The following is a 13,479-nucleotide window of genomic DNA, read 5'->3' as shown; positions in this document are numbered from 1 at the left end:
CATTTCAGGGGGGATAGCATGCAAAATATGACAAAAATACAGCCACCGTGGCTCTTTTACTGCACAAATACCTGTTTTACTTTACAGAAAGGTTTGTCAATCGTTCTAACACGTCCATCTTTCTGCTGCTCGCCCACCAGCAATCATTCCAGCCCCTATAACGAAGGGTCCGGCGGGACCAGTAAATATTCCAGGGATACCTCCTATAGCCATCCCAACCAACCGATGTGTTTCACACGTTTCACCCCAAAAACGTTTATCCCTCCTCTGCAACTTCATCTCTGGTCCGTTCTTGTCTGGCAGTGTTGGCACCACCTCTTTCGGTGGTACATGATCTGGGGACACTGGTGTTGTTTCTTCTGGTCCGTTCTTGTTTGGCAACGTTGGTACTACCTCTTTCGATGATACACTATCTGGAGACATTGGCACTGCTTCTGCGGTGGATTCCACAATGCTGGACGCGGGCGCGACCTCGACCCCAGATGCAAAAGCGATTGTTGCTAAAACAAGTGGTGCAACTCCAGAGAACGTTTTTTTGGATATTTTTATCTTTGACATTTCTTAAAGGTAAGCCTTCTTCTATACTAAAATATTATACCTAATCAATGTAAAAAATAGGTACAAGCAAGATCATAATATATGGTACTATGTATTGGCAACCCAAGGAAAAAAGGATTGAGTTCAATATTATTTCTATTCAACATCTATTTAATTCGTATAATTATACTTTATTTACATAAATAACATATTTTTTGTTTTAATTATAAATTAATCATTTTTTAAAATTTTTTCTCATGTGATGAAAGAATGATCTAAGAACAGGGACCCAACGGGACCCATAAGGGCGTCGTCGAGTAGGGCTGGGGCTGGGCATCTCAGTCAACCCTCTCACAGAACCACACGTACTACTCTCGCATTATGTGGCTCTTATGATCCCATAGGATTTTCCCCATTTAAAACACCAGTCTGGTGTCACGTTCTTCGTACCTTCCTCTGCTGTGTTCTATACGGGTTTCGATCCCATGTTGTCTGGTCCAACTTGCGATCATCTCCTTATCGCAGATTGTGCGTCCAGTTAGACCCATCGGGTCTAACCCACGATCATCTCCTTGCTTCGGATTGTACGTTGGCTGGTCAGGCAGACCATTCAACCCCTTCGCTCCACCCTCATTACAAGGGTTTCTTCACTACTATGAGTTGATCCGACTCTGTTCACGGAAGGCCTCGGTATACCCTTGGCCCTTTTTACACCTGGCTAAGGCCAGGTGTCCGTGCGACAGTCTCTCGTGGTTCCCTATGAGGGCCTACATCAGGTTCATTCCATCTGTGCACCGGATGCCGCCAGGACAGTAGGTGGTTCGCCCTCCATGGCTTCGTTCCAAGGATAGGGTCCGATACCCTTGTTTCGACATCAACTGCGCCTTTCGATGTTTTCCTCCAATGGTTCGCTTTACTAATCTCCCTGATTCACACCTGACAGAATTCTTTCGTCCTGCCTTTTCCCAGAACGTTCACCACCATTGCTCTTTACAACAGCAGCACTGGGTGGTTTGAAACCTGCTTACCACCTGCCGGTTTCGGGGGCCCCTCCCCCATCCCTCATAGAGCACGACACGATACACAGAACCAGGACGGAAAAAAACGGCGAAAAAGAAGGGGCCCAGGAACCTGGTACCCAACCCATCACCAGCAGCAGAAATCGAAAGGGAACCGATGCAGGGGAGCGAGGGGATTTTTGAAGACCTGGTTCCAGGTGTCCAACGTTTGAGGGAGGGCTGTATAAGGGACCAAATAAGAATTGATGCAGAGAGAAAAGAGCACGGAACCGTACAGAAAACAGCAGAACAATGAAGGATAAGGGCACAAGGGTCCCCCCAGAAATCAACGATCCTCATAGAGGACCGGGACAAGTGGGAGTACAGAGCACACAGGGGACAACCAATGGAGATTTTTTATATCGCACGAAAAAACAAGAAAGAACCAACGGAACATTTGCAACACAGTGAACAGAAAAGGGGGGACTCCTGGTCCCCCTATGTTTACACGTTCCTATCTAGAATCGATCAAACGAAACGCTTCCTTACCTTGTACAATACTGATAAACAGGCCAGCAAAAACATTATGGTTTGAATACCCAAAAATACGACAATGACTTGCCCAGAAGCAGATACCATAGGCGATAAAGCATCGATCTCGCCCTCTTGCCCCACGGACAAGGGGACAAGGTATTCCAGGGAACGAACTAGATAGTAAAGTGCACCGGCCGTTAGGATGACAGCCAACAGTAAGGGTAGGGAAAAAAGCAGAGCGATTTGAATAATGATAGACCTTTGCAGTTGATACATTGAAAAACCAATTCTCAGCAGGTTAAAAAATTGTTGTTGTTGATCCTCCATGTCGTTATAAATCCGAAGCAATAAAAAATTACCGGCAATGAAAACAAAAACAAGAGAGATGATGAGCAGGGAAAGCAAAACCAAAACGATAACCCATTTTATATTATACTCAGAAATTCTATTATAAACAATATGACCCGATGCCCCACGGGAATTCTTATCCCCGGAAACATGACCGGGATCCTTTCGATCCAACATACTAGCGGAGGACAACACCCCAAGGACTTGGGAATTCACCTTACCCTGCGCGGATATATAACTAACATCCTGCACCTTTTTGACATCGGATTGGCGGGAAATATGATCATACACCTGTTTCCCCACTACCCACTGTGGTACAAATCCTTCCACCAAAGTATCAGCTGAAGGGTGAAGGTGATACTTCAGGGGTGGCAACATCAATTTCCCCTGGGTCAAACGGTCCCATTTCCTAACGCCAAATTTCGCTGGCAATGGATTGAGGGTTGTCTCCGAACAATCCCCCGTCTCCGCCTGACACAGCAAAACAGCGGCATCATCAGCAAGGGACAACGGCGCCCCCCCATACTTTCTCATCATCTCATTGTAGTCTCTCTCGGACCAGTAAATTCCCTCGGAATGCTCCTCGAGGAATCTCTGGCCTTTTGTACTTCCCTCTTTCAGAGCTCTTTCCTTTTCCCCCACTAAGGACACATACTTCTTGAACTCCTTTGCAGATGCCTCTTCCCGCGGACTTAGGTCCCCAGAACCCCCGGGTCCACGATTTTCTGAAAAACCAAAACGGGACAGGATAGGGTTTTCCCGGTTCAAAAGAACCAGAGGCTTCGAATCTACGCGCAACAAACCACCATCCACCCGGAGGATCTGATCCATCGACTGAAAACTTTTGTGTGCACGGCAGTCACCCTCCCCCTCCCCTCCTAGGAATCGATAAATGAGCAGGGGAGCTTCCCTCATCCCCTGCTCCGTTTCCGGGGACTTCGACGTATCCAATGTGATACCGGTATTCCCTGTATCCCCATCCGTTGTAACCTTGATATCAACCTCCTTGAATAGGGCCACCACAACGCTCACCGAAGTAAAAAGAATCAACAGGAGCATGGAAAGAAACCAGAAAAAACGGGAATTATCGCGCAATCGATGCGCCAAATTCCCCATCCACAGTAGCCGTATCCCTCGCCAAGAGAAGGATCGATTCCAACGAAACCACTTCGCTAGGCCCACGCTCCCCTGGCGATAGAAAAGGTAGGAGCCCACAAAAGTCAGAACCGTGCCGATAGGAACTATAAACTTGACAGAATCCGGGAATTTACCAAAAGTATCAAGGGGTAGAAAGAAGAGAACCGAGAACACAATCTCCAAAAAGAGAAACGACACGAGGGCTCGCAACGACCCCCCTGGGGGCTCTGGTTTATCGTCCATCCTCCTCTTGCCCCGCAAGAGTTGAATTACCTTTTGATTTCGCACGAAAAGAGCCATGACTATGGAAGCCGATAGGAATACTATCAAGGAAGAAGCCACCGTGATTCCGAGAGCGCCCCATGAAAAATGGAAATCCAACTGTGCATATTCAATGAAGGTAGTGGTAAAGGACTCAAATCCTAAGTTCAAAACCACACCCAACAACGCCCCGAAGATCACAGCACAAAAACCTATGAACATGCTTTCTGATGCTAGCATGATCCGCAACTGTTTGGGTTCCATACCCAGGAGCAGAAGGGTTCCCAATTGTTCCTGTCGGCCCTTGTACAGCGTGAGCAGAGAATAAAAAATGGAAAAAAAGGAACAGGCCATGAGTACATAAAACATGAACTCAAACATGGATTCCATGGTATCCTTGAACATCTGTAGCTGGGGATGAAACATAAACGATGCATAAGCAAAAATTACTGATGAAATAACGATCGCATTCAACAGCAGACCCAGATAGGGTTGTGGTCGTCTGCGGATCATACAAACCACACAAGATAAAAATGTCACTTTCACAACCTCTTAACCTCCCCAATGTAACAATATGGGTCCCCGTACCTTGATAGATCCGGGGGACTATTATTTTTACAGTAAATAATAAAAAATAGTCACGGGGTGGGCCCATAGATACCCTCTGCAATAGGAATATTCATTCGATATAAACCCACAAAGCAGGGCAGTCTTGTCGGACTCCCTAAGAGGTTTATACCGGTACTTGCCCCCTCACCTATGATCACGCCGATCCCCGTTGCTATCCCTCTGATTCTACTGGTTTTTCCTGATATCGTCGGTTGCAGATTTCTCTAGCATACATTGATCCGCTCCCACAATGGAAAGTTATAGGATACGGCGCTGATTTACTTTTTTTCACTAACACCGAAATTAAGTTCAATCTGCTAGGGAAACTCAACGACCTAAGTTATGGTCATGGTTAGAACCCATACAAATGCATGTTTGGTTTCCTTTCTTTCCCCAACAAATGTGCCAGCATCTCTTAGAACGTTCCAAAGATTCTAGGACTTCATCCTTATCAACAACAGTAGGCAACGATACATCCTCCACAGGTGGAGTATTCCCCTTTGTTATCACACTATTCGGGATTGAAGGAATCTCACTCAATGTATCTGTTGACATTTGTTTGGCAGTAGGCAATGACACATTTTCCACAGGCAAAATATCTTTTTCCACTGCTATGCTCTTTGGGATGGAAGGGGTCTCTTCTAATCTTCCCGCGTTTTCCTGCGCTGACACTGGTCCGAAGGAAGAAGCAAGAACAGCACTTGATAGCATTACACATGCAACAGTTTTTACTAGTTCCCTATTCTGTCCAAACAATTTCATAATGTAGACCACTCCTCTAAGTTTTAATTTTATTAATTAATGTTATAAAGATCGTAGTCCGTATAATGCTACAGATCGTAATTAACTATCCACTACAAGCAAGATCGTAATATATAGTCCTATGTATCGGCAACCCAAGGAAAAAAGGATTGATTTACCTATTACTTTCATTCAACATCTATTTAATTCGCATAATTATACTTTATTTACACAAATAACATATTTTTGTTTCTAATAATAAATTAATCATTTTTTAAAATTTTTTTATCAGGAACCTGGTACTCAGCTCACCATCAGCAAAAATTGAAAGAGAAAGGGTAACAGGGACTACATGGAGGAAGGCAAAACTGGAACAGCAAAAGAATACTAAGAGGATGATAAGGAGCCCATCAGAACATGGGCAACAAGAGAATAAGGGAAACTTCACGTCGAATAGGGTTGGCTGAGATGCCAACCCTATTCGATAAGACTTTAAAAATAAATTATAAAGAAAGACTAAATAAAATATATAAGTAATTTATTAATATATAGAATATTAAAATACTAATATAGAAACAAAAACGAAAAACAAGGTAGGGAGTGTCCAAATAGCTAACTAGTGTCGTCCATACTTTGGACCCGACATCCATAAGCGCGCCTACCAAGATTCGAACTTGGGCACCTGGTTCCGGAGACCAGTGCTCTATCCCCTGAGCTATAGGCGCAAAACATGCTCCCATTGTATCACGGATCATAGGGGAACGGCAAGATCGGTGTTTTTGTGCGCGGCGGGATTGGGAAGATCAACAGGAATGACATTGGGTATGGAACGTTTTATTGTGGCGGGGAAGATTCTGGATATTGTTAGGGTTGTTCGTTTTTTTTGCCATTTCCCATAGGGTTGGGTACAATTCCAGATAACCCTTCTATAGTGCATCCAACCCATGGAGAACAGTCCGTTAGAGTACTGTCTATTTTGGATAAGGTATTTACTAGTCGGTAAAAAGGTCAACCTGTGGTAGAATGGAGGGGGTCAGAGGTTATGGGAAAGTTTATTATATAGAAAATTGCATTCCTTACATAAATTGGGGACGCCGTTTCGGAACAGCTAGAGGAGGAGGAAGATAGAATGGGCAAGTTGGGGGTAGGTATCAATGGTTTCGGCCGGATTGGCCGTCGTTTTTTTCGTGCCCTGTGGGGGCATCCGCGCTTTCAGGTTACAAGGATTAATGATTTAGGGAACGCGGCAACTTTGGCTCATCTGTTGCAATATGATTCGGTTCACGGGAAATTTACAGCCACGGTAAGAGTAGAAGGGGACACCTTGTGGATTGATGATAGGCACAAGGTTCATGTGAGCTCACAGCCGGACCCAGCCCAACTGGCTTGGGGAGAGCATCAAGTGGCGTATGTCGTTGAGTCCACCGGGCGTTATACCCAACGTGCCGACGCGATGAAACATCTGACGGGGGGTGTTGAGCGTGTCATCATTTCAGCACCCACGGGGGATGCCGATTGGACGGTAGTTATGGGTGTAAACGAGGGAATGTATGATCCCGGTCGCCATCGCGTCCTCTCTAATGCGTCCTGTACTACCAATGGGTTGGCTCCGGTTGTGAAGATTTTGCATGATTATTATGATGTTTTGCGCGGTTCTATGACTACGATTCATGCTTATACGAATGATCAACAGATTCTCGATCTCCCCCACAAGGATCTACGTCGTGCGCGGGCCGCGGGTCTTTCGATCATTCCGACTACTACGGGAGCGGCTCGCGCTATATCGGAGGTCATTCCATCGCTCGCGGGGAGGCTGGAGGGTTCGGCACTCCGTGTTCCGGTTTCCAATGTTTCCATTATCGATCTTGTAGTTCAATTAGCTAAGCCAACGAATAGGGATGAACTCAATGCCCTTTTTCAGAAGGAAGCTGCGAAATCGGAGGGTGTCCTTGCCTATTCCACTGAACCCTTGGTTTCGGTGGACTACAACGGCGATACCCATTCCGCCACGGTAGATGCCCTTTCTACCGCTGTTGTGGGTGATCACTTAGCACATGTAGTGGCCTGGTATGACAACGAATCCGGGTATGTTCATCGGTTGATTGATCTACTAGAGTTTTTATCCACGAGATGAGGTCCGTGGATGTTATGGGGGAGGTTGGATTCATGCCGAAACAGAGTTTGGCGCAGACACCGGTGAGAGGGAAGCGTGTACTCTGCCGGCTTGATAGTAATGTTCCGCTGACGGCGACAGGGGGGGTTGCCGATGATACAAGAATTCTTGCCTCCCTGCCTACGCTGCATTATTTGCAGGATGAGGGGGCAAGGACCATTGTTTTGGGCCATTTGGGTCGTCCCCGGGGCGAGGTAGTGCCCTCCCTTCGCATGGCCCCCGTGGCGGAGAGGGTTGCCTCCCTCTTGAGGGTACCTGTGGGGTGCACACAAGAAGCGGTGGGGGAGAGTGTTGTGGCTGCCACGCGGTACTTGTGGCCTGGTGGAATCCTTTTTCTAGAGAATGTACGTTTTTGTCCGGGTGAAACAGAAAATGATCCCGAGCTGGCCCGGCAATGGGCCCAACTGGCCGATCTCTATGTGAATGATGCCTTTGGGGTAGCACATCGCCGTCATGCTTCCAATTATGGTGTGGCAAACCACCTACCTTCTGTGGCGGGTTTCCTGTTGGAGAAGGAATGGAATACTCTGCATGGTGCTCTTCGGAATCCTGTGCGACCCTTTGTGGCCCTGCTAGGGGGGGCCAAGGTAGATGATAAAATTGCGGTGTTCCATCATTTGCTGGATGGGGCCGATCGGTTACTCATCGGGGGCGGTATGGCTTGTGCTTTTCTGGCTGCACAGGGATATAGAATGGGGCGGTCCACCCCTTCTTCCCATAGGGTGATTGAGCAGGCGAAACGCATTCTGTCGATGGCAAAACCCCAGCAGTTGCAGTTACCTGTGGATGTATGCGTAGCTGATTCCTTTTTGGAAAAAGCGGAATCGCGGGTGGTTGGAATAAGGGATGTAGAGGATTGTCATTATGTGTTGGACATTGGCCCACGGACACGCGGGCACTTTTTGCGGTGGATTCAGGAGGCTGGTCAGGTGATTTGGAATGGTCCCATGGGTGTTTTCGAGTGGCCTTCCTTTGCGGAGGGTACAAAATCTGTGGCTTCCGCCATGGCACAAACCCCCGCGAAAACGATCGTTGGGGGCGGGGATTCCTTAGCTGCTCTTCAACAGATGGGGTATCTGAATGCTATGAATCATTTTTCCACGGGTGGCGGTGCTATGCTTGCCCTATTAGCGGGGAAATCCTTTCCAGCTTGGGATATATTAGATGAATCATGGGAGGGAAGTCAAGGATCGTGAAATCATGCGTAGTGGTAGCGAATTGGAAAATGAACAAAACACCGGATCAGGTAGAAGAATTCTGCCGGAAGTTTCATTCGCAGGTTCCCCAACGACCTGCGAATGTGACAACTATAATTTGTCCAACTTTTCTGTCTATTACTACCGTGGCCGGGTGTATGCGTGGTGTTGACTGGGGAATGGGGGCGCAGGACGGTCACTGGCATCCGGAGGGGGCTTATACGGGGGATGTTAGTATGGCCATGCTTCGTCGGGTGGGTGTTACCCACGTGTTGATAGGTCATTCCGAACGGCGTATTCAGCATAATGAGGATGATGCGGCTGTACAGCGTAAGGTGACGGCTGCCCGTAGCGTGGGCTTGGTTCCTATTCTTTGCGTTGGGGAGCGAATAGAAGAGCGTTTGGCAGGGAAGGCAGGGGAGGTTGTGAGCCAGCAGATCGAGAGGGCTTTGGCTACCGTCCCGGCGGATCAATTGACGGGGGTTCTCTTGGCTTACGAGCCTGTATGGTCGATTGGCACAGGGCAGGCCGCCTCCCCTCACGATGCGCGTACGATGGTGGGTGTCATACGTTCTGTTTTACAGAGATGGGGGGAAGGTGCCCGGGCGGACCAGGTGTGCATTTTGTATGGGGGCAGTGTGACGGAGGGGAATGTAAAACAATATCTCGCTGCAGGGATGAATGGTGTTCTTGTTGGTAAGGCGAGTCTTGATCCCGTTCTCCTCCATCGTTTGGTTCTCTCTGCGGGGGAGGGTGCGTGATGGATGGCCCCTAGGCCCCGTGGGGCATCCCCATAGGAACTCTATGGAATTCCTATGTAGGGGGCGTTGTACAAGCAAAACCCTGTTCTATATCTACTCACACTCATTGATTGATTAAATTTTTTAAAAATATATTCGTATAGGTACCAGGGGGTAAGAAAGGAAATCACTGGGGCGATGACGGTTGCTGCCACCGTCCCTTGCATTCGCATTGTGTACGGATGACACGAACTGGGTTCTATGTACATGTGGCATTCTGTATGGTATTTCTACTGATTGGTTTGTATGGATGCTATGATTGACCCATCATTCATGGTGATGAAAAGCTCCTATTTTGTACCGTGGGAAGGCAAAGAAGGTTTCCTGTGGGTGTGTCCGATCGTGTTGCGTAGATTTTCCTGGGGGTGTGTGGTATTCAGGAGTTTCTGTAGGGAATCCATCGGGGCATAACTGGGGGTATTTTCGGGGCTTCTTGTACAAGGGGTAGTTTATAGGGTAGAGTGGATGGGGGGTGGGGTGTTGGTCCGTCGTGTTTTATGTTCCCACTGAAATTTCCTATTTCCCCCAATGTGGATTGTATGGGTGGATGTAAGTCTGATGTTCATTATTTCTTATAATTCATTTCCCAATATAATTTGATAAATATTATGATATTTAATAAAATTTTGTACTATTATGGATGCACAGTGAAAGGATCGCCCCATAATCCTAAGGAAGATTATGGGGTGGGCGTTTTCTCCGGTCCCCAATCCCCCGTATTCGTTTTTCAGAGATGGGGGACTCCCCTTGCTTTCCAGGTTTGTTTGTTCCGTTGTGGGACGGATTACGAATACATATCCAAGTGTCGTGTGTTTCATCAAAGAATTGTGTTGATCTAGGAAATTTATGATGTGATAGCGGGATAGGGTGGAACCATCGGGGGTTCTTGCGGAGCCTTTCTTTGGGCCCGAGGTGGATTCATCCGCATCGATAGGGGGCACACCGTTTCTATTGTCGTGGGGTCCAGGATGGTTGCGCGGGGGGTAGGAGGAGAATGGAAGTGGATTTTAGGCCGGTGGTGCTCGTTGTTCTGGACGGATGGGGGTTACGCGATGATCCTAAGGGTAATGCGATCCAACAGGCTAGGACACCCAATTTTTCCGCTTACCAAAGAGGGTACGTACATACCTTTTTACGGGCCAGTGGTACGGTAGTTGGTTTGCCTGAAGGTCAAATGGGTAATTCCGAGGTAGGGCATCTTACGTTGGGTGCAGGGAGATTGATAGAACAGGATTTAACGCGTATCCAATCAGCTGTTCGTTCGGGTGCCTTTACGGACAACAGTGTTCTCCAGGCTGCCCTGGAACATACACGTGTATCAGGAAAGGGATTGCATCTTTGTGGATTACTGTCGGATGGGGGGGTGCATAGTCACATCGACCACATGTTGTTGTTGATAGAAATGGCGGCTGAGTGGGGGTTGACTAGGGTCTACCTGCATCCCTTTCTAGACGGGCGTGATGTTCCACCACAAAGTGCGGGGAAGTACTTGGAGCAATTAGGGAGAAAGTGCCAAAGCTGCGGAATGGGTACCTTGTCGACGATAATGGGCCGCATGTATGCAATGGATCGCGATCAGCGATGGGGGAGAACGGAGAAGGCCTATCGGGCTATGGTATACGGAGAGGGTCCTCCTTTCGCTCACCCGTCCCCGGATCCTTCGATGTGGAAGGATTTAGTGTTTGATAGGACGGATGAGTTTCTGATGCCGTTCATTTTGGACGGCCGTGAGGAGGCCCGTATTCGGACGGGAGATACGGTAATTTTCTGTAATTTTAGGAATGATCGAATACGCCAATTATCGAGGGCCTTGCTTTCTGGGGATTTTTCACATTTTGATCGGGGTTCTGGACATCCTCATTCCCTATATGGCGTAAGTTTGACGGAGTATGATGATCATTTTCCTGATCATGTTGCCTTTCCCCCTTTGCCCTTGGAGCGGACCTTGGGGGAGATCATCTCTCGGGCCGGTCTGCGTCAATTGCGTGTTGCAGAGACAGAGAAATATCCCCATGTAACCTGGTTTTTCAATGGGAGGAGGGAACAGGCCTTTACGGGGGAGGAGCGAATTTTGGTTCCTTCTCCGAAGGTGGCCACCTATGATTTGTGTCCTGAGATGTCGGCGGGGGAAATCACGGCGAGATTCATCGACCGATGGTCGCAGGGTGGGATTGGTTGGGCGGTGGTGAACTACGCAAATCCTGACATGGTAGGTCATTCAGGGAAGTTAGAGCCGACGGTGAGAGCGGTGGAGACGGTGGATACGTGTCTGGGTGAGTTGGTAGAGTCTGTCTTGGTACGTGATGGGGTTGTGTTGGTGACTGCAGATCATGGTAATGCGGAACGGATGTTGGATGATTTTGGCAAACCGCATACGGCTCATACGACATCGCTTGTTCCTTGTATTTTTGTGGGTCGTGGCTTCACCCATGGGGCTTGGCAGGTTCGTGAGGGTGGTTCCTTATGTGACATAGCCCCCACGATTCTTTCCTTGTTAGGATTGTCTGTTCCGAAGGAGATGACAGGGCGTTCCCTCTTGGATGAACCCGCCCATGGGGAAAAGGAAGATAGATCTTAAGGGAGGAAATCCATTGCGTATTCAATCAGTGAGTGCACGGGAGATATTGGATTCACGTGGGCAACCTACGGTAGAGGCAACGGTTCGGCTGGAGGGCGGGATTGTTGGTGCGGCCATGGTACCCTCGGGGGCTTCTACAGGGGCCCATGAGGCGGTTGAGTTGCGTGATGGGGACGAAAATCGTTATGGTGGTCGCGGTGTGTTACAAGCAGTGAGGCATGTCGAGGAGGTGCTAGGGCCCGCTGTGGCAGGTCTCTATGCTGTGGATCAGAGTAGGGTAGATGCGGCTCTATTGGCGGCAGACGGAACTCCCAACAAGGGTCGTTTGGGGGCTAATGCCTTGTTGGCCGTTTCCTTAGCTACCGCGAGGGCGGCTGCTTGTGCTCATCAATTGCCCTTGTGGCGGTATATGGGTGGTTTGGTTCCTGTTTCCCTGCCCGTTCCCATGTTGAATATTTTGAATGGGGGTGCTCATGCTGATAACAATGTAGATGTTCAAGAGTTTATGGTTGTTCCCTTGAAGGCTGATTCTTTCCGTGAGGCCTTGCGTATGGGTGTAGGGGTTCGGGATTCTCTGCGGGTATTGTTGCGCGAAAAGGGTTTGTCTACAGGGGTGGGGGACGAGGGGGGATTTGCCCCCAATCTGTCCAGCAATGAGATGGCCTTACAGTTGATTGTACAGGCTATTGAGAGGGCAGGATATCGGCCAGGTTTGGATGTGGTACTCGCCTTGGATGTAGCTGCTACGGAATGGTATCGTGAGGGTTTCTATCATGTAGCGAGTCAGGGGACGAAGTGCTCATCGTCTGATTTGATGGGTCTTTATACGGAATGGATAAAGAATTATCCTATTGTTTCTATTGAAGATGGTTTAGCGGAGGATGACTGGGAAGGTTGGGGGGTATTTACAAAGCATTTGGGTCGTGTGGTTCAGTTGGTGGGTGATGATCTTTTTGTTACGCAACGGGGGCGTTTGGAACGTGGGATTGCTATGGGAGTGGGGAATGCTTTGCTAGTGAAACCCAATCAGGTAGGAACCTTGACGGAAACGTGGCATTCGGTTCTGACGGCCCAGAGGGCCCGTTATGCAACGGTTTTTTCCCATCGTTCCGGGGAGACAGAGGATACCTTTTTGGCTGATTTGGTGATAGCCTGTGGTTCTCAACAAATCAAGACGGGTGCTCCTTGTCGGAGTGAGAGGGTAGCGAAGTATAACCGGCTGCTTCAGATTGAGGAGGAAGCCGGAACTCCTTGTTATGCGGGGGCAAAGGCTTTCCTCTTTAGGAAGGATAAAGCAAAGGATAAAGCAAAGGGTCAAAAGAAAAAGGGCCATCGTTGAGGATGGCCCTTTTTTGTGTTTCTTCTGGGGGTTCCCCTCAATGAATGGGGATTGTTCATGATGTAGATAAGTATTCCTATTATTTTTATACAACTTATAGGTGTGAACGTTTGAACAAGATTTTCAGGGGAAATTCCCCCATGGTTGCAATGAAGCACCACAATATGGGCCCTACTAGGCAACAGCCAAGCGTAATCAAAGCAAGGATAACTGAGACTTCGTACACGG

11 protein-coding genes and 1 tRNA gene are annotated in these 13,479 nt (G+C 48.2%); 7 read left to right on the top strand and 5 right to left on the bottom strand.

Annotated features, from left to right (window positions below; genetic code table 11):
• Positions 1 to 105: 105 nt before the first annotated feature.
• The gene (locus PPRES148_RS00520; protein ID WP_149452739.1) at positions 106 to 558 is read right to left on the bottom strand and encodes a hypothetical protein; all 453 of its coding nucleotides are present in this window, start codon (positions 556 to 558) and stop codon (positions 106 to 108) included.
• Between the two features lie 395 nt (positions 559 to 953).
• Positions 954 to 1,151 carry a hypothetical protein gene (locus PPRES148_RS12130; RefSeq protein ID WP_149452738.1) on the bottom strand — a complete coding sequence of 66 codons (198 nt, stop codon included), beginning with the start codon at positions 1,149 to 1,151 and terminating at the stop codon, positions 954 to 956.
• A 562-nt stretch (positions 1,152 to 1,713) separates the two neighbouring features.
• Here PPRES148_RS12130 and PPRES148_RS12125 point away from each other — a divergent pair.
• The gene (locus tag PPRES148_RS12125; RefSeq protein WP_223127888.1) at positions 1,714 to 1,851 is read left to right on the top strand and encodes a hypothetical protein; all 138 of its coding nucleotides are present in this window, start codon (positions 1,714 to 1,716) and stop codon (positions 1,849 to 1,851) included.
• A 212-nt stretch (positions 1,852 to 2,063) separates the two neighbouring features.
• On the opposite strand, the gene PPRES148_RS00510 is transcribed toward PPRES148_RS12125, so the two are convergent.
• From PPRES148_RS00510 to PPRES148_RS00500, 3 genes are all read right to left on the bottom strand, one after another.
• The gene (locus tag PPRES148_RS00510; RefSeq protein WP_149452737.1) at positions 2,064 to 4,361 is read right to left on the bottom strand and encodes an ABC transporter permease; all 2,298 of its coding nucleotides are present in this window, start codon (positions 4,359 to 4,361) and stop codon (positions 2,064 to 2,066) included.
• Positions 4,362 to 4,751: 390 nt separating this feature from the next.
• On the bottom strand, positions 4,752 to 5,186 hold the full coding sequence (locus PPRES148_RS00505) for a hypothetical protein (RefSeq protein WP_149452736.1): 435 nt from the start codon (positions 5,184 to 5,186) through the stop codon (positions 4,752 to 4,754).
• A gap of 632 nt (positions 5,187 to 5,818) precedes the next feature.
• Positions 5,819 to 5,890: transfer RNA gene (locus PPRES148_RS00500), tRNA-Arg, on the bottom strand.
• A 48-nt stretch (positions 5,891 to 5,938) separates the two neighbouring features.
• Between PPRES148_RS00500 and PPRES148_RS12690 the strand changes: the two genes are divergently transcribed.
• From PPRES148_RS12690 to eno, 6 genes are all read left to right on the top strand, one after another.
• On the top strand, positions 5,939 to 6,064 hold the full coding sequence (locus PPRES148_RS12690; protein ID WP_281289879.1) for a hypothetical protein: 126 nt from the start codon (positions 5,939 to 5,941) through the stop codon (positions 6,062 to 6,064).
• Between the two features lie 230 nt (positions 6,065 to 6,294).
• Positions 6,295 to 7,299 carry a type I glyceraldehyde-3-phosphate dehydrogenase gene (gene gap, locus PPRES148_RS00495; RefSeq protein ID WP_149452735.1) on the top strand — a complete coding sequence of 335 codons (1,005 nt, stop codon included), beginning with the start codon at positions 6,295 to 6,297 and terminating at the stop codon, positions 7,297 to 7,299.
• A 32-nt stretch (positions 7,300 to 7,331) separates the two neighbouring features.
• The gene (locus PPRES148_RS00490) at positions 7,332 to 8,534 is read left to right on the top strand and encodes a phosphoglycerate kinase (RefSeq protein WP_149452734.1); all 1,203 of its coding nucleotides are present in this window, start codon (positions 7,332 to 7,334) and stop codon (positions 8,532 to 8,534) included.
• Positions 8,531 to 9,295 (top strand): triose-phosphate isomerase, encoded by a 765-nt coding sequence (gene tpiA / locus PPRES148_RS00485; protein WP_187820277.1) that lies wholly within the window; start codon positions 8,531 to 8,533, stop codon positions 9,293 to 9,295. The genes PPRES148_RS00490 and tpiA overlap by 4 nt, the downstream gene beginning before the upstream one ends.
• Positions 9,296 to 10,334: 1,039 nt before the next feature.
• The gene (gene gpmI, locus PPRES148_RS00480; RefSeq protein ID WP_149454162.1) at positions 10,335 to 11,912 is read left to right on the top strand and encodes a 2,3-bisphosphoglycerate-independent phosphoglycerate mutase; all 1,578 of its coding nucleotides are present in this window, start codon (positions 10,335 to 10,337) and stop codon (positions 11,910 to 11,912) included.
• A 13-nt stretch (positions 11,913 to 11,925) separates the two neighbouring features.
• Positions 11,926 to 13,251 (top strand): phosphopyruvate hydratase, encoded by a 1,326-nt coding sequence (gene eno / locus PPRES148_RS00475; RefSeq protein WP_246142866.1) that lies wholly within the window; start codon positions 11,926 to 11,928, stop codon positions 13,249 to 13,251.
• The last annotated feature ends 228 nt before the right edge of the window (positions 13,252 to 13,479 follow it).

Origin of the sequence: Pasteuria penetrans (assembly GCF_900538055.1) — a bacterium.
GTDB lineage: Bacteria > Bacillota > Bacilli > Thermoactinomycetales > Thermoactinomycetaceae > Pasteuria > Pasteuria penetrans.
This window is presented reverse-complemented; position numbering and strand designations above follow the sequence as displayed.

What these genes read in the sequence shown, in the direction of transcription:
- PPRES148_RS00520 (WP_149452739.1), bottom strand. Translation starts at nt 558, where the DNA reads ATGTCAAAGATAAAAATATCCAAAAAAACGTTCTCTGGAGTTGCACCA.
- PPRES148_RS12125 (WP_223127888.1), top strand. Translation starts at nt 1,714, where the DNA reads ATGCAGGGGAGCGAGGGGATTTTTGAAGACCTGGTTCCAGGTGTCCAA.
- PPRES148_RS00505 (WP_149452736.1), bottom strand. Translation starts at nt 5,186, where the DNA reads ATGAAATTGTTTGGACAGAATAGGGAACTAGTAAAAACTGTTGCATGT.
- gap (WP_149452735.1), top strand. Translation starts at nt 6,295, where the DNA reads ATGGGCAAGTTGGGGGTAGGTATCAATGGTTTCGGCCGGATTGGCCGT.
- PPRES148_RS00490 (WP_149452734.1), top strand. Translation starts at nt 7,332, where the DNA reads ATGCCGAAACAGAGTTTGGCGCAGACACCGGTGAGAGGGAAGCGTGTA.